This window comes from Luteibacter sp. 329MFSha (genome assembly GCF_900111665.1).
Lineage (GTDB): Bacteria > Pseudomonadota > Gammaproteobacteria > Xanthomonadales > Rhodanobacteraceae > Luteibacter.
On the sequence record NZ_FOJE01000004.1, the window covers coordinates 228,840 to 249,307 of the forward strand.

General features: G+C 67.7%; 13 protein-coding genes. 5 read left to right on the forward strand and 8 right to left on the reverse strand.

Translation table 11 applies throughout. The annotated features are described in order from the left end of the window. Positions 1-39: 39 nt before the first annotated feature. Positions 40-1,860, reverse strand: a complete 1,821-nt coding sequence (locus BMW54_RS16600) for a family 43 glycosylhydrolase (RefSeq protein ID WP_090058265.1) — start codon at positions 1,858-1,860, stop codon at positions 40-42. Positions 1,861-2,105: 245 nt separating this feature from the next. Here BMW54_RS16600 and glnA point away from each other — a divergent pair, with 245 nt between their 5' ends. From glnA to BMW54_RS16615, 3 genes are all read left to right on the forward strand, one after another. Then, complete coding sequence (gene glnA / locus BMW54_RS16605; protein ID WP_090058267.1) at positions 2,106-3,518, forward strand: type I glutamate--ammonia ligase; 1,413 nt, start codon at positions 2,106-2,108, stop codon at positions 3,516-3,518. An 85-nt stretch (positions 3,519-3,603) separates the two neighbouring features. Beyond that, the gene (locus BMW54_RS16610; RefSeq protein WP_090058270.1) at positions 3,604-4,383 is read left to right on the forward strand and encodes a glutaminyl-peptide cyclotransferase; all 780 of its coding nucleotides are present in this window, start codon (positions 3,604-3,606) and stop codon (positions 4,381-4,383) included. A 99-nt stretch (positions 4,384-4,482) separates the two neighbouring features. Next, positions 4,483-5,655, forward strand: coding sequence for an OprO/OprP family phosphate-selective porin (locus tag BMW54_RS16615; RefSeq protein WP_090058272.1), 1,173 nt, complete (start codon positions 4,483-4,485; stop codon positions 5,653-5,655). A gap of 34 nt (positions 5,656-5,689) precedes the next feature. Here BMW54_RS16615 and BMW54_RS16620 read toward each other — a convergent pair whose 3' ends face one another. From BMW54_RS16620 to BMW54_RS16650, 7 genes are all read right to left on the reverse strand, one after another. Next, on the reverse strand, positions 5,690-7,255 hold the full coding sequence (locus BMW54_RS16620; protein ID WP_090058274.1) for an alpha/beta fold hydrolase: 1,566 nt from the start codon (positions 7,253-7,255) through the stop codon (positions 5,690-5,692). A gap of 194 nt (positions 7,256-7,449) precedes the next feature. Further along, entirely contained in the window at positions 7,450-8,226 is a 777-nt protein-coding gene (locus tag BMW54_RS16625) for a 3-hydroxybutyrate dehydrogenase (protein ID WP_090058277.1), read from the reverse strand. 92 nt (positions 8,227-8,318) lie between these two features. After that, the gene (locus tag BMW54_RS16630) at positions 8,319-9,827 is read right to left on the reverse strand and encodes an alpha/beta hydrolase (protein ID WP_175472902.1); all 1,509 of its coding nucleotides are present in this window, start codon (positions 9,825-9,827) and stop codon (positions 8,319-8,321) included. A gap of 287 nt (positions 9,828-10,114) precedes the next feature. Next, a complete protein-coding gene (locus tag BMW54_RS16635; protein WP_090058281.1) occupies positions 10,115-11,776 on the reverse strand; it encodes an alpha/beta fold hydrolase in 1,662 nt (553 codons plus the stop codon). A 221-nt stretch (positions 11,777-11,997) separates the two neighbouring features. Further along, positions 11,998-13,683, reverse strand: a complete 1,686-nt coding sequence (locus BMW54_RS16640) for an alpha/beta hydrolase (protein ID WP_090058283.1) — start codon at positions 13,681-13,683, stop codon at positions 11,998-12,000. Positions 13,684-13,800: 117 nt separating this feature from the next. After that, positions 13,801-15,978 (reverse strand): glycoside hydrolase family 3 N-terminal domain-containing protein, encoded by a 2,178-nt coding sequence (locus BMW54_RS16645; protein ID WP_090058285.1) that lies wholly within the window; start codon positions 15,976-15,978, stop codon positions 13,801-13,803. A 164-nt stretch (positions 15,979-16,142) separates the two neighbouring features. Then, the gene (locus tag BMW54_RS16650) at positions 16,143-16,952 is read right to left on the reverse strand and encodes a BUD32 family EKC/KEOPS complex subunit (RefSeq protein WP_090058288.1); all 810 of its coding nucleotides are present in this window, start codon (positions 16,950-16,952) and stop codon (positions 16,143-16,145) included. Between the two features lie 330 nt (positions 16,953-17,282). Here BMW54_RS16650 and BMW54_RS16655 point away from each other — a divergent pair, with 330 nt between their 5' ends. Continuing rightward, positions 17,283-18,047 carry an ABC transporter ATP-binding protein gene (locus BMW54_RS16655; protein ID WP_090058290.1) on the forward strand — a complete coding sequence of 255 codons (765 nt, stop codon included), beginning with the start codon at positions 17,283-17,285 and terminating at the stop codon, positions 18,045-18,047. A 38-nt stretch (positions 18,048-18,085) separates the two neighbouring features. After that, the gene (locus BMW54_RS16660) at positions 18,086-20,437 is read left to right on the forward strand and encodes an ABC transporter permease (protein WP_175472903.1); all 2,352 of its coding nucleotides are present in this window, start codon (positions 18,086-18,088) and stop codon (positions 20,435-20,437) included. The last annotated feature ends 31 nt before the right edge of the window (positions 20,438-20,468 follow it).

The window sequence follows — 20,468 nt, forward strand, 5'->3', positions numbered from 1 at the left end:
ATTCCCGCCGTCGGGCGGGAGCGCGCTCGCGCGCGAAAGCTACGGAGCGATGACAACGGTCTGCGACAAGGCCGAAACGCCACGCTCGTCGAACGCCTCCACGGCCACGACATAGCGAACGCCCTTGTTCAGAGCACGGAGCGTAAACGATGTGGGCTGGTCCGCGAAACGCTGGTACGTGGCATGCAGGCGATCGGCGGCGAGGCCCCAGCGCACGTTGTAGCCCACCGCGCCCCCGACGGGCGCCCACGAGATCGTGGCCTCCCGGGAATCGGTGCCGCGCGTCGCCGTGACGCGAACGGGCGCGGCGGGCGCAGGACCTTCCGCGTTTCCGAAGACCCGCAGGTCCGAGATCGCAAGATGCTTCGCGCCGGCATGTTTATGCACATAGCGCACATAACGGAGCTTCGTCGGGTGTGTCAGTTCGATGTACGCATTGGGTCGATCGCGTGACTCGTTCGAGAGATCGGCGAGCACGTTCCACCGGCGGCCATCGAGTGAACCCTGAAGTACGAATTGCGTCACGAGATCGGGAGCGTCGCCGTAGCGATCCGATCGGTAGTCGGCGTAATTCACCTGTACGGCGCGCACGGTGGGCGTGCCACCTAGGTCGACCGTGAGCGTTTGACCGGCCGTGTTGTCGCGGGCCACCCAGAACGAGCGCGGGTTTTCGTCGGTCACGGTGGACGCGGGGTGGTCCGGTAGCGAAGAGGACGCGGTGACGGGCTTGCGATACGACAGCAGCATCCATCCGGTGAACGTGCTTTCCCCGTCGCGCAGCTTGTGATCCGGCATGCGCTGGGGAAAGTCGCCGAATCGCGTATCGATCCACATCTGGCCGTCGTCATGCCAGCCGGCAGGGAACAGGTCGATGCGACGTTCGAACGTCCAGTTCACGCCGAGCCACGCGGTACCCGCGTTCCAGGCGTTGCCGAACGCGTCTTCGAACGTCGAGCCATGGCCCGCGCCCGTGACGAAGCCGCCCGGCTTGTAGCCCACGGGGTTGTACGGGGCGTATTCGAACGGTCCGAGCGGCGCCCTGCCGACGTAAACGCCGGTGCCGTAGACGTTGTACTCGGTGCCGGGCGCCGCGTACTGCAGGTAATAGCGGTCGCCGTGCCGGTTCATCCATGCGCCCTCCATGTACGCGGGCCGGTCGCCCAAGGTGTGATCGGGGCCGAAGCGCTCCCAGCCGTGATTCGCGGGATCGAGGTGGATGAACGCCGCCGGCGTCGTCAGGAAGGCGAGCCGCTTGCCTTCGCCCTCGTCGGAGTCGAGCCGTAAATCCATCCGCGCGCCGTAGAGCGGGTGTCTGTCCGACGAACCCCAGTAGAGGTACACCTGGCCGTCGTCATCCCGGAACAGGCCCGGATCCCACGGCCCTGGCGGCAGCGGTCCGTTCGCTACTCGCGTGCCGGTCTCGTCGTACTGCGTCGCGCCCGGTACCGCTGGCAGCTGCCGCGTCCAGAACGACCAGCGACCATGCGCGGGATCGGTCGAGACCATCAGCGGGCGCGGCGCGAACGCGGACTGCATGAGAAACAGCTTGCCGTCGGCCACGAGCGTCGCCGGCGCGACCTCGCTGTCGAAGGGCCAGTGATCCGGCTTCACGAAGCGCCAGTCCACCAGATCCTTCGACACCCAGTACCCGTCGGCCAGCGTCTGGAACAGGTAGTACGCACCGTCGTACCGGACGATCGCGGGATCCGCGCCCGTGCGGTACGAGATCCCCTCGTTCATCTGCTCGAAGTTGTAGCGGTAGTCGATGTCGATCGGGTTGGCCCAGGTGCAGGGCGCGGTTTCCGCCACGGCGGCGGACGTGGCGACAGCGATGAACGAGGCGAGTAGGGCGAAGCGCATGGCGGCGGCCGGGGGGCGGGAACCGCCGCATGGTGCCAGCGTAAATCCCGTTACGCCCCGAGGCGCCGACATCGGACCGGAGGAGGTGCAAGATCCGTCCTGTTGCACCATGTCGGTGCATTTGCACATGGCCACCTCGCCCGGTCTATGATGCCGGGGCTTGGCCCAGGCCGGTCCGCGAGACGCGGAGGCGCTGGCACAACGTTTGCTCCGTCCCCGAAGCCCAACACCCATTCGAGGTTTGTATGTCCGCCGTCTCCAAAGTGCTGAACCTGATCAAGGACGAGGAAATCGAGTTCGTCGACCTGCGCTTCGCCGACATCCTCGGCAAGCACCATCACGTGACGTTCCCCTCGCATGCCATCGACGAAGGCACCTTCGAAGACGGCAAGATGTTCGACGGCTCGTCGATCGCGGGCTGGAAGGGCATCAACGAGTCCGACATGGTCCTCATGCCGGACCCGGAAACGGCGCACCTCGATCCGTTCAGCGCCCACAAGCAGCTGATCATGCATTGCGACGTGCTCGAGCCGAGCACCATGCAGGCCTATGGCCGCGATCCGCGTTCCATCGCGAAGCGCGCCGAGGCGTACCTGAAGTCCACTGGCATCGCCGACACGGCGTTCTTCGGTCCGGAGCCCGAGTTCTTCATCTTCGACTCGATCCGCTGGCAGAACGACATGGGCCGCGTGTTCTACGAGATCAACTCGGAAGAAGCCGCGTGGGCCTCGCGTTACAAGTACGACGGCACCAACACCGGCCACCGTCCGGGCGTGAAGGGCGGCTATTTCCCGGTCAGCCCGGTCGACAGCCTCGGCGACCTGCGCGCCGACATGTGCAAGGTGCTGGAGTCGCTCGGCCAGGTGGTGGAAGTGCACCACCATGAAGTCGCGAACGCCGGCCAGTGCGAGATCGGCACGCGCTTCAACACGCTGGTGAAGAAGGCCGACGAACTGATGACGATGAAGTACGTCATCAAGAACGTCGCGCACCAGGCCGGCAAGACCGTGACGTTCATGCCGAAGCCGATCGTCGGCGACAACGGCTCGGGCATGCACGTGCACCAGTCGCTGTCGAAGAACGGCGAGAACCTCTTCGCGGGCGACCTCTACGGTGGCCTCTCGCAGACCGCGCTGTGGTACATCGGCGGCATCTTCAAGCACGCCAAGGCCATCAACGCCTTCGCCAACTCGACGACGAACAGCTACAAGCGCCTCGTCCCGGGCTACGAGGCACCGGTCATGCTCGCCTACTCGGCGCGCAACCGCTCGGCCTCGTGCCGCATCCCGTACGTGTCGAGCCCGAAGGGTCGCCGCATCGAGATCCGCTTCCCGGATCCGATGCAGTCGGGCTACCTGACGTTCACCGTGCTGATGATGGCCGGCCTCGACGGCATCCTGAACAAGATCGACCCGGGTGCGCCGGCCGACAAGGATCTCTACGACCTGCCGCCGGAAGAAGAGAAGAACATCCCGCAGGTCTGCGCGAGCCTCGACGAAGCGCTGGTCGCGCTCGACAAGGATCGTGAGTTCCTCAAGGCGGGCGGCGTGTTCACCGACGACTTCATCGACGGCTACATCGCGCTGAAGATGCAGGAAGTCACGCGCTACCGCGCGAGCACGCATCCGCTCGAGTTCCAGATGTACTACGCCATCTGATCCTCCCGGATCGCGTGCGTGCGACGAAAAGGGGCGCTCCGGCGCCCCTTTTTCTTATCATGCGCCGTCCGCCATGGAGTCTCTCGTGCCCAGGTTCCCGTATCTCCGCCTCGCCGTGGTCGTTCTATCCCTCGCGTGCGTCCCCTCGCTTGCCGCGGCGACGATCCCGGTCTACGGGTACAAGATCGTGCGCGAATTTCCGCATGATCCGGGCGCCTTCACCGAAGGTCTCTTCTACGAAGACGGGTTTCTCTACGAGAGCACCGGTGAACTCGGCGCGTCGACGGTGCGCAAGGTCCGCCTCGACACCGGCGAGGTGGTACAGCAGGTCGATACGCCGACGGGCTATTTCGGCGAGGGCATCATCACCTCGGGCACGAAACTCGTGCAGCTTACCTGGCAGGACGGCGTGGCCTTCGTCTACGACAAGGCCACGATGAAACTCGCGGGCGGCTTCCGTTATCCCGGCGAAGGCTGGGCGCTGACGCGCGACGCGACGCACATCTACATGAGCGACGGCACGCCGACCATCCGCGTGCTGGATCCGGCCAGCTTCCAGCGCACCGGGTCGATCGACGTCACCGCGAACGGGAAGCCTGTGCGGCAGGTCAACGAGCTGGAGTGGGTCAAGGGCGAGATCTACGCGAACATCTGGCAGACCGAACGCATCGCGCGCATCGATCCGAAGACAGGCCATGTCGTCGGCTGGATCGATCTCGCTGGACTGCTCGATGTCTCGAAGCTCGACAATCCGGTGGACGACGTACTCAACGGCATCGCTTACGATGCCGCGCACGACCGCCTGTTCGTCACCGGCAAGCATTGGCCGAAGGTGTTCGAGATCCGGTTGGTTCCGAAACGCTGAGTCGCGCGCCGGATTGATCGGCGTCTTCCGCGCAGGGTAAGGTCGGGGGCTGACTCGCGCGCCAACCTCCGTAGCGCGCCCTGGAAGGGGCAAGGATCCTTGAAGACGTTCATCATCGGCGCGCTGGCGTTGCTGGCGCCTTTCGCCGCCAGAACCGCCGATTTCAGCTGGCGCGAGCACTGGCCGACCCATCATGTCTTCGCCGACGGTACCGATCTCGGCCTCATGCTGAAGTACCAGTACGACGTCGATCGCTTCTCGCACGACGGCGATCTTTACGAAAATGCGCAAAGCTTCCGGCGGAAGGAGCTGGGATTCTTCGTGAAGAAGAAGGGCGTCTACGACGCCATGGGCCTGTTCGATTTCCAGGCGAAGGTATGGCTCGACGTGTTCTTCCGGATGCAGACCAAACCCGTGGTCGGCACCGATCTCGGCGCCGTGCGCGTCGGCTTCACGAAGACACCCGTGGGTTTCGAGGGCAACACGAACACCGGCAGCACCTCGTTTCTCGAAGCGTCGATTCCCATGCAGGCCATTTACGCCAACCGGCGGATCGGCGTGGATTGGGCCCTGACGCGGAAGCGGTATCTGCTGCAGCTGGGTTACTACAACGGCGGCAATCTACAGGGCAAACTCGACGGCCGCATGGTGGCGGGCCGCGCGGCGTGGACGCCGCGCAACGATCCCGGCGACGTCCTGCATCTCGGGATCTCGGCGTCGCGCGAAGTTCCCTACGGCAGTACCGACGGCCGCGGTCGCTACACGCCGCCCGGTATTCGTCTGCGGGCCGTGCCCGAGGCGGGGCTCGCCACGACGCGTCTCGTGGACACCGGTGTGCTCGCCGTCGCCGACCACGTCGACCGGCGGGGTACCGAACTTCTGTGGATCGGTGGCCCGTGGTCCGTGCAGGGCGAATACCTCGACGCCCGCGTGAAGCTCGTCGACAAACCGGCGTACAGGGCCCACGGCTGGTACGCGTTCGGAAGCTGGGTGTTGACCGGTGAATCGCGTGGCTACAGCGGTGGCAACAACGCGGACGTCGTTCCGAAAGGACCCTGGGGAGCGGTCGAGGTGCTGCTTCGCTACAGCACGCTCGACCTGGACGACGGCCCGGTGCTCGGCGGCACCGAGCACGACTGGACGATCGGCGCCAACTGGTACGTCACGAAATACCTGAAGCTGCAGGCCAACTATGTGCGCGCCGTGAGCGATCGGCGCGACGTACGCGCCGATCCGCGCATCCTCGAGGTGCGCGCCCAGATCATGTTCTGACGTTGTCGCACGAGTCGGACGCCGCCCGGCGAGATCACTTCGCCGGCGGATTCTCCGGTGGGCGACAGTTCGTCAGCGGCATCGACGGCAAGACGCCTTCGCCGAGATACCGCGCCACGGCGCCGCTCACACAGGGACGGTCGTGACGCGTGGCTACGGAGTGCCCGCGTAATCCACGCGCGACGACGAGCTTCGCGTTGGCGTGCGTCTGCATCGACATGGCGGCGCCGCGCAGCGGCGCTTCGGCGTCGAACTCCGCGTGCACCATCAGGAACGACCGCATCAGCACCGGGACCGACGACGGCCCGAATGCGCCCGGCCAGTAGCTGCACACCATGCCCTGGAAGAGCTCGTTGCCGACGCTGCCCGGCCACGACGCGTCGAGTTCTCGCACGCGCTCTCGCCAGTAGCGGCTGTCGGCGCCCCAGTAGCCATCGTTGCAACGGGCCGCGAAGGCGGTCGCGATCCGTGCCGGCGCCGCGTCAACGGCACGCGGGCCGAATCCGTAGGCGTCGGCATCGCCCTGGCGATCGCCGGCCGCCAGCAGCGAAGCCGCGGCGGCCCGCACGTCGCGGGCGATGACCGCATCCGGCGCAAGCGGCGCCGTTGCCAGCGCGTCGCCGAGCGCCGCCGCCGTGAGGCCCGCGTCCGCATCGAGCTGGCGTCCCATGGCGAGGGCCGCGGCGACGTGGACCGCGTCGACCATGCCCGGCGCCCACGCCGCGCGCCATGCTGGCGGGATACGAGCGATGCGTGCGCGTACGTCGGCGGCGTCGCTTCCCCAGCCGTAACGCGCCGGTGCCTCGACGAGATCCGAGATCGCGCGACGCAGCGTGCGGCCGCGCTCGGCGATGCGGGCCTCCATGGCCTCGGCGACCGAACCGTCGATATCCCAGCTGCCGTCGAGCAAGAGGCGATCGACGCGCCGAGGATGTCGCTCGGCGTATCGGGCCGCCACCCAACCGCCGCGACCGGTGGCGAGGATGTGCAGTCGTTCCTGCCCGAGCGCCTCGCGCAGGCGCTCGATGTCCGCGATACGCGGCTCGGTTCCGATGCGGTCATGCATGGGATCGTTGCGGCATGCGGCGGCGATCGCGACGGCCAGCTGATCGGCCGCGGCGAAGTTGGCATCGGTCATGTCGATGCCGAGCGTGCGATGCCGCGGCAAGGCCGCGGTCGCGCTGAGGCAATCGTGTCCTTGCGCATCGTCCATGCGTCGGGACGCGAGACCGACGAGGTCCATCCGGCGCGATAGTTCGCGCCACGTATCATCCCCCGCCCGCCACGAGGCGGCCGTGGCGGGCACGGCAACCCGGACGGGATCGGCGAATTCGTCGGGCTCGAGCAGAAGCGTGCCGTCGTGGCGGTCGCCGCGGGCGCTGTCCGCGACGACCCGCACCACGTCGAGCTCCAGCGTGCCGGATGTCGGATCGGCGTAGTCGCGCGGCACGATAAGGCGGGCGCATTCGGTTCGCGACGCGACGTCAGGGGCGGCCGCCCCGCAGGCCGTCCAGGAAAGCGGGGCGACGGATTCCGCGGCGGCGGGGAGCGCGGCCGCGAGTGCTCCGGCGAGGAGCGTGAGGGAAACGATGGTCTTCATGGCGATCCATGTCCAGGGTGGACCCCGGCGGGCTTGCCGGCCGGAGGTGCCCGTGTGGGCGCCGGTAGCGTAGCGACCGCCGCGGCGAACACGCAGACGCCGACTTCTTCCGCGCGCGTCGTCCACGCCCTCGCGGCGATAGGACGGACGCCAGCACCGCGTCCGCCTGCGCCGGCATCGAAGGTGTCGCGCGCCTACTGCATGTGCCAGCCGTGCGTGACCACGAGCGACTGCCCGGTCAACGCGTTCGAACGGAAGCCGGCGAGGAACAGCGCGGCCTCGGCGATGTCCTCCAGCGTCGTGAACTCGCCGTCGACGGTATCGCGCAGCATGACGTTCCGCACCACCTCGTCTTCGCTGATTCCCAGTTCGCGCGCCTGTTCCGGGATCTGCTTCTCCACGAGCGGCGTGCGCACGAAGCCGGGGCAGATCACGTTCGAACGGATGTTGTCGGGCGCGCCTTCCTTCGCGATCACCCGCGCGAGCCCCAGCAGACCGTGCTTGGCCGCGACGTACGGCGCCTTGAATTTCGACGCGACGTGCGAATGCGCCGAGCCCATCAGGATGATGGAGCCGCCTCGCCCGGAGGCGATCATCTGCCGCATCGCGGCGCGGCTGGTGAGAAACGCGCCGTCCATGTGGATGGCGAGCATGCGCTTCCAGTCGGCGAACGCGAATTCCACCAGCGGCGAAATGATCTGCACGCCGGCATTGCTGACGAGGATGTCGACGGGACCGATGTCGCGCGCCGTCCGCGCGAAGCCCTCGTCGACCTGCGCCTCGTCGGCGACGTCCATCGCGATGCCGAGGGCGCGGTTGGCCATCGACGCCGCCGCTTCGCGCGCGGCATCGATGGCCAGGTCGGCGACGATGACCCGCGCGCCCGCGTTCGCGTAAGCCGTCGCGATGGCGCGACCGATGCCACTGGCCGCGCCCGTGACGAGGGCGACCTTGCCTTCGAGCTCTTTCATCGATGGGTTCCTGAGGAATGTCGCGGACGATTATGCGCGTCGCGCACCCTAGGTGGCATCGTACGAAGGTACGTGGCGGACCGGCGACGGCGTCAGCTTCGCCGCAGTCGCACGCGCAGGGTCTCGCGGATACTGTCGAGAGACGGCCAGCCATCCGCCGCACGTTCCTCGCGGCCCGCGGCCCGCGGCACGAACGGGCACGCCGTGATGCGCTCGTCCGGGAGCGTGCCCGTCAGCAGGAAACGGCCGACCGCGTGCTCCACGCAAGGGGTGTCGGACATACCGAATACACCGTGACCCACCATGCCCTGCGCGACCACCATGCGAGCGTCGCGTGTTCCCTCGAAAGCGCGCAACGCACCGTCGATGGGCGTGATGACATCGAACTCGGCATGCACCATGAGAATCGGCGGAACCGATTCCGCGAGGCGCTGTGTCGGGATGGTCAGGCGCGGCGCATGGGGCCAGAACCGGCAGATGAGGCCGGTGAGTACGGGCCCGCCACCGTGCAGGGGATAGCGCTGCCCGAGCACGCCGGCAAGGTGGCGAAGCTGCTTGAGGTCTTTCGTCCAGCGGCCGTCGCCGCAGGTGGTGCCGAAGTAGACGGCCATATCGGTCATGGACGACGGCGCCTGCGGCGAATCGAGCCGGTCGATGAGCTCGGCGGCGGCATCGCGGACTCGCGCGTCGGTCGTCGCGTCGGGACTGAACACGTGGGCTCGCGCGCGTCGCGTCAATTGCGCGGGGACGTCCGCCCACCGTTCGGCATCCGTCCATGTCGCGCGCATTTCGCGGATCCATTCCGCGAGCGAGAGCATGGCCACCAGTTCGTCGGGCGTTTCAATGCCGCCCAGCCATGCGCGGAGCGCTTCACCGGGTACGGCGCGAATGGCATCCAGCACGCTGGCTTCGGTTCGCTCGCGCCAACCGTAGGCAGGGTCGCGCAACGCGGGCCGTACCGCGCGGCGCAGGAGGAGGTCGTGCGTTTCGGGGGCAAGGCTGTCGATCTGCTGCTCGAACGTGCCGGTGTAGTCCATCGAGGAGTCGAGCACCATCCGTCCGACATGGCCTGGGAAAAGGGCGGCATAGAACGCGCCGACCCAGCTGCCGTAGGACACCCCCAGGAAATGGACCTTCGGCTCGCCGAGTGAGCGGCGCACCTTCTCCATGTCCAGGACGTGCGTATGTGTGTTCACCGTGCTCTGCACCGCGTCGGCGGAGCATGCCGTCGCGAAATCGCGCGCTTCGCGCACGAACGCCGACCAGTTCCAGTCCGCCAGGTCGATGGTGGGATCGGGGCCACCGCTGAAGCCGGGCGGTGTCCCGCAGGTGACGCGCGGACCGCCGCGCAGTCCGCGCGGAACGATCGCCAACAGGTCGTAACGGTCGGCAAGACGACGCTTGTCTCCGTCGATGGCGCTATCCGGCGAGGCGAGCGCCCACGTCGCAGCCACCTGCGGAAGGAAGTCGAGCGGGTTCGCACCGGGGCCGCCGAAATGGAAGAACATTGTGCCCTGTCGTTGGGCCATCTCACCCGCGCGCACGCGGACGAGACCGATGTCGACCGCGCCGGATTCGGGCGCGCCGTAGGCACGGGGCACGGAGAGGGTTCCGCACTGGAGCCTGGGTCCCCAGGCATCCCTCCACTCGGCGTCGACCAGGTCATCGGTGCAAGCCGCCCAGGCGATCGATCCCGGTGCCAGTTCATCGGTGGTTGCCACGCTCGCGGCGGGCGACAGGGTCGCGAGTGCCAGGCTCGCGGAAAGCAAACATGTTCTGAGGAACGTCATTCGAAGGGTCCACGGAAGCGGAGCGCTACCGTAGGTTTCAATCGGCGGGTCAGACAGAGGGCAAGGCCGAGAAATCGTGTCGGCCTTGCCCGAATCGCTTAGCTATGACGGAGCATCCGTCGCAGCTCGTCCTGAGCCATTCGCACGGCGTCACGCTCGTCCGAACGCCCCTCTTCCGTCGCGCGGAGGGTCGGAACGAAGTCGCATTGCGTGTCGTGCGACGTCGGAAGCTTGCCGTCGAGCAGATAATCGCCGACCGAAGCCTCGATGCAGGGCGTCTCCGACATGCCGAAGACGCCGTGGCCAAACATGCCGCGCGCCGTGACCATGTATGCATCGTGCGATGCTTCGAATGCTTTGCGTGCGAGCTTCAGTGGCGTGGCAGGATCGAACTCCGCCTGCACGAGAAGCAATGGCTGCGCCTCCGACAGTGAACTGAGGAGCGGTCGCCACTGGGTGGGGTTGGGCCAGGCCCTGCAGGCGAGCGCGGCGCTGATGCCCTCACCCGAAGCCTCGGGCCTCGTCGTACCGATCTCGTTCGCCAGTGTCCGCAGTCCACGAAGGTCGCGCTGCCACGGCGTATCGCCGCAGATCACGCTGTAGTAGACATTCCAGTCGATGAACGACGTGGGCTTCGGGCGGATCGTCGGTGCCAGCTCGATCGCCGCCTTGCGGATCTCGTCGTCGACGTCGGCCTCCTCGCTGAAGTGGTGCACCCCGGCGCGTTCGATGAGGTCGGCCGCCGTCACGCTGGCCTCGTCGCCGATCCAGTCGGCCATCGTGAGCGCCGCCGCCAGTTGCGCAGGCGTGGTGATCGACGTGGCCCAGGCCTCGCGCGCGAGTGGCGGCATGTCGCCCAGTCGTCGCATCACGGCATCCGGATCGCATCCGAGACCGTAGGCGGGCGTTGACGTGGCAGGCAGCAGTGCCAGACGGCGGAAGAGGTCGCTGCGTTCCGCCGGCTGGTCGTCGAACTGCTGTTCGATGGTGCCCGCGTAGTTCATCGAGGAATCGAGCACCATGCGGCCGGTGTGCTGCGGATAGGTCGCGGCGTAGAACGCGCCCACCCACGTTCCGTAGGAGATCCCCAGGAAATTCATCCTGGATTCGCCCAGGGCGACTCGCGCCCGCTCCATATCTCTTACATGGCCCAGTGTTCCCGCGCTGGCGGGAATGCCATTTTCGCCGCCGCAGCCATGAGCGAACGCGGTGCCCGATTCGATGAACTGCAGGAAGTCGTCGTCGCTGCGGCGGACGGCGGGATCGTGCATGAAGTAGGGGTAGGGATCCTTGCACGTGAAGCGCTCTCCGCCGTGCATCCCACGCGGGATGACAGCGACGAGATCGTAGCGGTCGGCGATGCGACGTCGGTAGGCGGCGGGCGAGTCATCGTCTGGGGTTTCCGACCAGACGTAGCCGTAGAGGGGAAGGAAGCTCAGCGGGTTGCCGCCGGGCCCGCCGAAGTTGAAGAACAGGGAGCCCTGCCTCGCCTCGGGTTTGCCCGCCCGGATCCGCACGACGCCGACGTCGATGAGGCGAGGCAGCGCCTCGGCCTCGCTGAGCGGTGCCTTCATGACGCCGCACTCGAGCCGGTCGCCGAGGGCGTCGATGAACGTGGCATCGACGAACTCGGCCGCGCAGGAGGTCCAGGCGATGGCGGGATCCGCCGCGGTCGATGCCGCATCGGCGGTGCGACAAACCGTGAGCGCCAGCGCGGCGGCGGCGATGGCAAGGGGAAGAGGACGAACGCGTGGTGTCATGGGTGACGCTCCTTGGGGGGAGCGCTCACCTTAAGGACGGCGTCGAGCCGGCGTCAGCGGCGAACGTGCAGCGCATTGGTACGAATGAGCCTCGTCGTTTCCGCGGGCGTCGCCGTCATACGACGTGACAGGCGAAGCACACCGGCGACGTGCGGGCGCCGAGCATTCGAAAGGCCGGGGCCGAGCGCTCGTCCCGGCCCCGGCTCCCGCGTTGCCTGGGTTCAGCTCTTCTCCAGTATTCGCCGCAGGCGCTCGCGCAATGCCTGCAACGAATCGCCCTCGCCCGTACGCTCGTTCACGGCGTCGGCCGGGTCCGGCTCGTAATCGCATTGGATGTCGTGCTCCTTCGGGAGCACGCCATCCAGCAGATAGTCGCCCACCGTCTTCTCGACGCAAGGCGTGCTCGACGCGCTGAACACGCCATGCGCGCGCATTCCGCGTGCCATCACCATGTAGGTGCCCGGCGTCCCAGTGAATGCCTCCCGCGCGGTGACCAGCGGCGTGGCGTGGTCGAATTCGGCCTGCGCCATGAGCATGGGCGGCGCCGACGACAGGGCGCTCAGGGGTGGCCGCCACTGGGTAGGGATAGGCCACTGCCGACAGACGAGGTTCATGGCGAGAAACCCGGCATGGGACTCCGGCTGCGTCTCCCCGATCTCCTTCGCACGTCTCCGCACTGTCTTGATGTCGGGATTCCAAGCGGAATCACCACACACCACGCCGAGGTAGACGTGCTGATCGAGCAGGGGCCGCTCTGCGTCTTCTTGCTCCGACGACCTCGCCGATCCGACCGACCGAAGCATGGACGCATACCGGTTGGCCGCCTCTCGAATCGCTTCATCCACGGCTGGTACGTGACTGAAACGATGGCGTGTCACCCGATCGACGAGGGCCGCGGGTTCGATATCGGGGTCCTTGGCGATCCACTCGGCAAGGGTGAGCACGGCGGCAAGCTGAGCGGGTGTTTCGACGTCGCGGGCCCAAGCTGCGCGAGCCCAAAGAGGCATGTCGCGCAGGCGGTTGATGACGTCGGCCGGGTCGTTGCCGACGCCGTAGGCGGGTTCGGCAAGGGCCGGCAGGAGCGCCTCACGACGGAAGGACGCGCTGCGCTCGTTCGTGACCGCTTCGAAGTGGTGTTCGAACGTGCTTCGGAAGTTGACGGAAGAATCGAGGACGACGCGGCCCGCATGCTCGGGATACGTAGCGGCATAGAACGCGCCGACCCACGTGCCGTACGAGTACCCTAGGAAGTTCAACGTCGGCTCACCGAGGGCGGCCCGGGCGCGTTCCATGTCGCGCACGTGACCGAGCGTACCGACGCTCGCATGCATTCCGGCGGCGCAGCTGTCGGCGAAACGTATACCGCCGTAGATGGCCGTGACCCAATCCTCGTCGCTCTTGAATAACGAGGGGTCCCCGACGCTCGGTTCGGGCTCGCTGCAGGTGAATCGTACGCCGCCGCGCAGTCCGCGAGGAACGACGGCGACCAGATCGTAGCGGTCGGCGAGCCGGCGCCGGTAAGCGCGAGGCGAGCCGTCGTCTTCCGCTTGCGACCAGACCTGCGCCAAGACAGGCAGGTCGTTAAGGGGATTCCCGCCGGGGCCGCCGAAGTTGAGGAAGAGGGAGCCCTGTCGGGCGGCGGCGTTACCCGCCTTGACGCGTATGACGCCGACATCGACCAGCCGGGGCAATGGCGCGTCGTCGTCCAGCGGCGCCTTCATGCTGCCGCATTCGAGACGGCCGCCCAGGTCGTCGATGGAGCCCTCGTCGACCTGCTCCGGCGAACAGGGTCCCCACGCTATGACCGGAGCGTAGGGGGTGGTCTCCGCCGCGGCGGTGCGGCACACGGTCAGCGCCAGCGCCGCGGCGGCGATGGCAAGGGAAAGAGGACGAACGCGTGGTGTCATGGGTGACGCTCCTTGGGTGGGGAGCGCCTACCGTAGGGAGGCTACCGAGCCGGCTTTAGCGGTGGTGTCGGATGGCGGCCGTGCGAGAGTCCCTCGCCGCGTCCGCGGGCGAAGCCGTCAGGAATCGCGGAGCACGAAGCGCGCGCTTTCGCCGGCCGCCGATGAGCCCGCGATCCAGACGTCGAACTCGCCCGGCTCGGCGTCGAAGGTGGTGCCGTCGCGGTGGGTGAACGCGAGGTCCCGTCGCGTGAGTTCGAACGACACGTCTTCCGACTCTCCCGGTGCGAGCATGATCTTCCGGAACGCCTTCAGTTCACGCACCGGCCGGACGCGGCTGGCGACGCGGTCGTGGATGTAGAGCTGCACCACCTCTTCGCCGGCGACCTTGCCGGTGTTCGTCACGGTCGTGGACACGGCGATGGTCTCGTTCCAGCCGATGCTGGCCTGTACCTCCGGTGCCGTGTACGCGAACGTCGTGTAGCTAAGGCCGTGCCCGAACGGGTACAGGGCGTCGAAGGTGATCTCGCGGTACCGCGACTTGAACGCCGGGGGCTGGTCGGCCAGTTCGGGACGACCGGTACGCGGGTGGTTGTAGAAATAGGGCTGCTGGCCGGCATCCTGCGGGAAGCTGACGGGCAGGCGCGCCGCCGGGTTGTAGTCGCCGAAAACCACATCGGCGACGGCCGGACCGGTCTGGCTACCGAGGAACCACGTGACGAGGATCGCGCTGGCTTCTCGCACCTTGCCCGTAAGCGCCAGCGCGCGGCCGTTCTTCAGCAGCACGACGACCGGCGTACCGGCCGCGATCACGGCGTCCGCGAGCGCCTGCTGCGCAGGCGGCACGATGATCTGCGTGCGCGACTGCGCTTCGCCGGAATAATTCTGCGGCTCGCCGATGGCGAGCAGCACGACGTCCGCGCGGCGCGCCGCGGCGACGGCGGCCTCGATGCCGCCTTCGATCGCCGCCTCGATACCGGAGCCGGCGACCACCTCGATCGAGGCGTCGTCGCCGAGCGCGTCGCGGATGCCCGTCTCGATGTTCACGTGACGACGGGCATCGCCGAAGAGCGTCCAGCATCCTTCGAGGTTGTCGATGTCGGCACCGAACGGCCCGATCAGTGCGATCTTCGTCCCCGATTTGCTCAGCGGCAGCACGCCGTCGTTCTTCAGCATCACGATCGAACGGCGCGCGCCATCGCGCGCCAGTGCCGCATGCGCCTCGTTCGTCGACGTGTCGGCCTCGACGGCGGGGTCGAGCGAGCGGTAGGGATTGTCGAACAGCCCGATCGCATCCTTTACCGAAAGGACGCGGCGGACACCTTCGTCGAGCACGTCCATCGGAACCTCGCCCGAGGCGACGAGGTCGCCCAGGTGGTCGGCGTAGAAGCCGCTCTGCATGCTCATGTCGACGCCGGCGAGGAAGGCGAGGCGCGTGGCGTCGCGCTCGTCGGCGGCGAAGCCGTGCGCGATCAGCTCCATGTCGGCCGTGTAATCGGATACCACGAGGCCCTTGAATCCCCACTCGCCGCGGAGGATGTCGGTCATCAGCTCACGATTCGCCGATGCGGGCACGCCGTTGATGTCGTTGAAGGCGCTCATGAAGGTGAGCGCACCGGCATCGAGCGCCGCCTTGAAGGGCGGAAGGTGCACGTCACGCAGGGTCTGCGGCGCGATGTCGACCGCGTTGTATTCCATGCCGCCAGCCACGGCGCCGTAGGCGGCGAAATGCTTCGGCGTGGCGAGCAGCGCGTCGGACGCCTTGAGATCCGGGCCCTGGAAACCGCGCACGCGCGCGGCCGCGAACGCCGATCCCAGCACCACGTCTTCACCCGCGGCTTCCGCGACGCGGCCCCAGCGCTGATCGCGCGCGATGTCGACGGCGGGCGCGAACGTCCAGTGGACGCCCGCCGCGGTGGCTTCGATCGCGGTCGCGCGCGCGGTGCGCTCCGCGAGGTCCGGCTCGAACGACGCCGCCTCTCCCAGGGGAATGGGGAACACGGTACGCATGCCATGGATCACGTCGGCGCCAAACAGCAGCGGAATGCCGAGACGGCTCTCCTCCACCGCCACGCGCTGTGCTTCGCGACCTTCGGCTGCGCCCACGCCGTTGAACAGCGCACCCACGCGCCCGGCCCGCACCTGGTCGAGCACTTCGGCGGCGCCCTTCGCGTTGACCTCCGGATTGATGTCGGGCGCGAAGGGACGCACCGCATCGGCGAATACCCCCAGCTGTCCGATCTTTTCCTCGACGGTCATGCGGGCGATCAGGTCTTCGATGCGGGGGTTACGTTTCATGGGTAAGGCCTTGGGGACGGGATGACGCGGCGGCGGCGCGTCAGGCGGGCAAGGATACCGGCATCCGCACGTGAAGTGGGCACGTAAATGGCGTTACACGTAAACGATTACAGCCTTGGGCCGCAATGACTTCACGCACGTGAAATCGTGAGGCTCCGGAACGGTCAGATGGCGGCCTGGCGCACGGCGTCGACAACCGCGATCAGGACGTCGCAGTCCCCGTCGCTCAGGACATCCAGCAGCAGGGCGGCGATGGCCACGCTGGCGAATCCTTTGCGCATCGCGCCGACGGCAGCCCCGAGCACGCCCATCCGGCGGCCCAACAGGCGGCCGGTGCGTTCGAGAAACCCTAGCCGTCCGGCGATCCGTTGGACCTCGCGTGCCACCTGTGGCTCGACCTCGTGGGCTTCGTCGCGGATGAGGCCGGTGAGCACGTCCATCCGACCGGTGTAGTAGATGCCGACGCCGGTGGTGAACATCACCCAGTCACGGGCCTGCGCCTGCGCGAGGCTCATGATTTCGCTGGGATCTTCCTCGAAATCGATGAAGCCGACACCCTGGTCGCCCACGGTGATGTTGCGCGCGAACGCCTGGCCGAGATAGCCGCCCCGGCGGTGCAGCCTGCCGATCGCGTGCGCCGTCTGCCGGACAAGCATGTCGGCGTCGTTGGCGCTCTCGAGGCGCTTCAGGCGATGCGCCAGCGTCGGACCCATGTCGCTGAGGATGAGGCTGCGCGGGCCCTCTCCGAGGATCCGGGGCACGGGAGCGCCACACGCACGCAGGGCTTCGAGGCGGCGCGCCTCGACTTCCTTCGCACGTTCGCCCACGTGACGCGGCGGCGATCGCAGCGCGTCGACCCCGAGGCGACGGGCGAGACCATTCCAGAGCCGGACCAGTGCGGGGCGAAGCCAGCCGTCGGGGTCGTAGCGCTTCAGCCAGGCGGCGCTGCCGCCAAGGGACAAACGTTGAACCATGAGAGATCTCCGTGCGTCGGTACCTCGCCGCGGCGCCCCCGCTCGCGGTCCGGTTCCGACACGTCGAAACACCGCGCCGAACGAGGCGCGTTCCTCCCCATCAGCGAATTGTAAGGCGCGTCGCACTTTCTAGCGATACCAGGCCTAGAATCAGCTTTCGCCGTGGTTAGAATCTAGTTAAACCATGCGCCCGCGACCGCAGAGTTTTCCAATCGCTGCGTCTTTTCGGCAGCTTTGACCTTTAATTCGCCCGAAACGTGGTGCGCCCCGCGACACGCGTGGACGGCGGCGCTAGGCTTCACGCGAATCGCTCCCGAAGTGAGTGCGCCCATGCAAGCCCCGGATCGGCCCGTGATCGTCGAGATGAGAGGGGTCGGCAAGGTCCTCCAGACCGGGTCGGTCGAGACGCACGTGCTTACCGACATCCATCTGTCCGTGCGCGCTGGAGAATTCGTGGCGATCGGCGGCCCTTCCGGATGCGGCAAGACCACGCTGCTGTCGCTCATGGGACTCCTCGACGTGCCTTCCTACGGCGACTTCCGTTTCGCGGGCGAATCCATGCGCGGCCTCGGCCGAGCGGAACGTTCGCGGCTGCGCAACCAGCACATCGGATTCGTGTTCCAGTCGTTCAACCTGATCGACGATCTCACCGTGGCCGACAACGTCGCGTTGCCCTTGGCCTACCGCAAGGACATCGGCTGGCGCGAGCGCACGAGGATGGTCGCGAGCGCGCTGGCCAGCGTGGACATGGCCCATCGCATGCGACACTTCCCCACGCAGCTGTCGGGCGGGCAGCAGCAGCGGGTCGCGGTCGCGCGGGCGCTCGTGGGCGATCCAGCCATCCTTCTGGCCGACGAACCGACGGGAAACCTGGATCTGCGCAATGGCGAGATCGTCATGGGCCTGCTCGCCCGCCAGCACGCCGCCGGCCGGACGGTGTGCATGGTGACGCACGACGATCGTTTCGCCGCGATGGCCGATCGGACCGTCCGACTCCTCGACGGCCGCGTCGTCGACGAATCGACGTTCCAGCAGCTGCGCAGCGAGTCCGAGTCGGGACTGGAAGCCCTGCGCGCCGGCGATACGCTGTGGTGACATGGGCGACCGAGGTCGCAAGAGCGGGTGGTGCGCTCTTGCGCCAGCCCGCCTTCCTTGCGCTCGCTTCGGTCACTCTCTCCCTGGGCGTCGCCGCGTTGCTCGGTGCATTCACCTTGCTCGACGCGCTGTTCGTCCGCCCGCTCCCGTGGCCCAACCACGAGCGCGTCGTCATCTTCGGCGGGCGAACCGCGGGCGATCCGATGCGCGCGATCTCGCCACGACTTTACGCGGCCATCGCGCCTTCGCCCCTGTTGAAGTCGCATGGTCTTGCCTACATGCCCGAGCCGGTCAACGCGACATGGAACGGCCGTGACGAACTGCTACGCGCCCAGCGCGTCGACGCGGGATTCCTCGATACCCTGGGGGTGCGTGCCGATGCCGGTCGTGTTTTTCGCGGCGGGACCGGCAACAGCGAAGTCATGCTCTCGCATGCCTTGTGGAAACGTGGCTTCGGCGGAAGCGGGGGTGCGGTCGGGAGCACGATCGTCGTGGACGGAAGCGCGATGCATGTCGTCGGCGTGCTGCCGCGTGACTACCGCTTCTTCAGCGATGTCGACCTGCTCATCCTGCCGGTCGCACCGCCCGTGGGCAGCGCCACCGCGGAAAACATGACCGCGGTCGGGCTGCTTGGCCCCGGGGTGGGTCCGGACGCCCTGTCGCGCTCCGTCGCCCTGGCCGTGAACCGCGATGCCGCGGCGTTGCACCTCGGTCCGGACGACATGCCGTGGTACGGGGCGACGCCGATCGACGATCTCGTCGCGCGCACCGGACGCGCACCGGTCTGGCCGTTCGTGTTCTGTGCCTGGCTGGTACTCATCCTCGCCGCACTGAACGTAGCGAACCTGATGCTCGTCCGCTCGCTCCGGCGTTCGCCGGAGATAGCCCTCCAGGTCGCGCTCGGGGCGAGCGGGTGGCGCCCCTTCATTCCCGCCTTGACCGAGGGCGCCACGGTCGCGATCGTGGCCACGCTCCTGGGCCTCCCGCTCGGCACGCTGGTCGTCGTCGTGTACCGCCCGTTCCTGCCGGACCTGTGGATCGCCTCCGCGGCGCCGCCCTTTCCCGAAGTTCGCACGGTATGCGCCACCTTCCTCGTCACGGCCGCGATCGGGCTGGTCGCCGCGCTCTGCGTCGCCGCGCGGCGGACGTCGGACGCGATCCTGCGACAGCAACTCGCCGCGAACGGCGCCGGCATCGGCAGCCCTGGCATGCGTCGCGCACGAGCGATGGTGACCCTCTCGCAGTCGGCGTTGGCGACGGTACTTCTGATCCTCGGCGTCGCCACCGTCACCCGATACATGCAACTCGAGGGACTGCCACTCGGCTTCGATCAGGCGAACACCGCCGTGGTCGAAGTGCATCCGGACCGGAACCGCTATCCCGAGACGAGAAACGTCATGAGCCTGCTGGATGAGATCAGGCGGAAAGCGACGGGGCTGCCCGGCGTGTCGATGTTCGGGTGGTCCAGCGAACTACCGCTCGGCACGCGCTTCGTCATGCCGTTCCGTCGTGGCGACGGCGGTACCGACTACCTGAGGTTCGCGATGGTGACGCCCGGTGCCGCCAAGGCGCTCGGGTTCCAGAAGGTCGCCGGGCGCTGGTTCGACGAGGGTGACGTCGCCGGCGCGCCGGCGGTGGCGATCGTCAACCGCGCCTATCTCGAGAAGATCGACGGCCGAGGACTCGGCGCGGACCTGCGTCAGGCCGGGTCGGCGACCGGAACGGCCCGGATCGTTGGCGTCCTCGCCGATACCCGGCGATCGGAGAGCGGCGACGCCATGGACGGCGAGCCCCTGGTGGTGATGCCTATCGCCCAGGTGACGGCGTCATACGGCGCGGTGCGAAATCTCCTGCCCATCTACGCGGTCCTGCGCGGGCCCGGCGCGCGCGTCGCGGCGCACGAAGCGTTCACCGATCTGGTACGTGGCATCGCCCCAGGGCTTGCGCTCGGCAACGTACGCCCCCTCGACCGGATAGCCAGACTTGCGAACGCGGCCGCGCGACGCGACGCGGTCCTGTTCGCCACGCTCGCCGCGTTCGCGGTGTCGCTCGCCTGCGTCGGCCACTATTCGGTACAGGCTTTCGAGGTAGCCGCGGGAACGCGCACTCTCGCGATTCGTAGCGCGCTCGGCGCAACGCCCGCGGCTCTCGTGACACTGATCGTACGCCACGCGCTCGGCAACGCGGTGCCCGGCGTCGCGCTGGGCCTGCTGGGCGTTCTCGCACTCCGTCACTGGCTGTCGCCGACGCACGCCGGCGCGCAGGCCGTCGATGGTTCCGATGCCGCCACGGGTGCGGCGATCATGATTCTCTTCACGACGCTCGCCGTTCTCGGGCCGGCGCTTCGCGCGGCATCGATCGACCCGTGGCGCGCGTTTCGCCGCGAGTGACGCGCCGTGGCGTCACAACGTCCAGATGAGG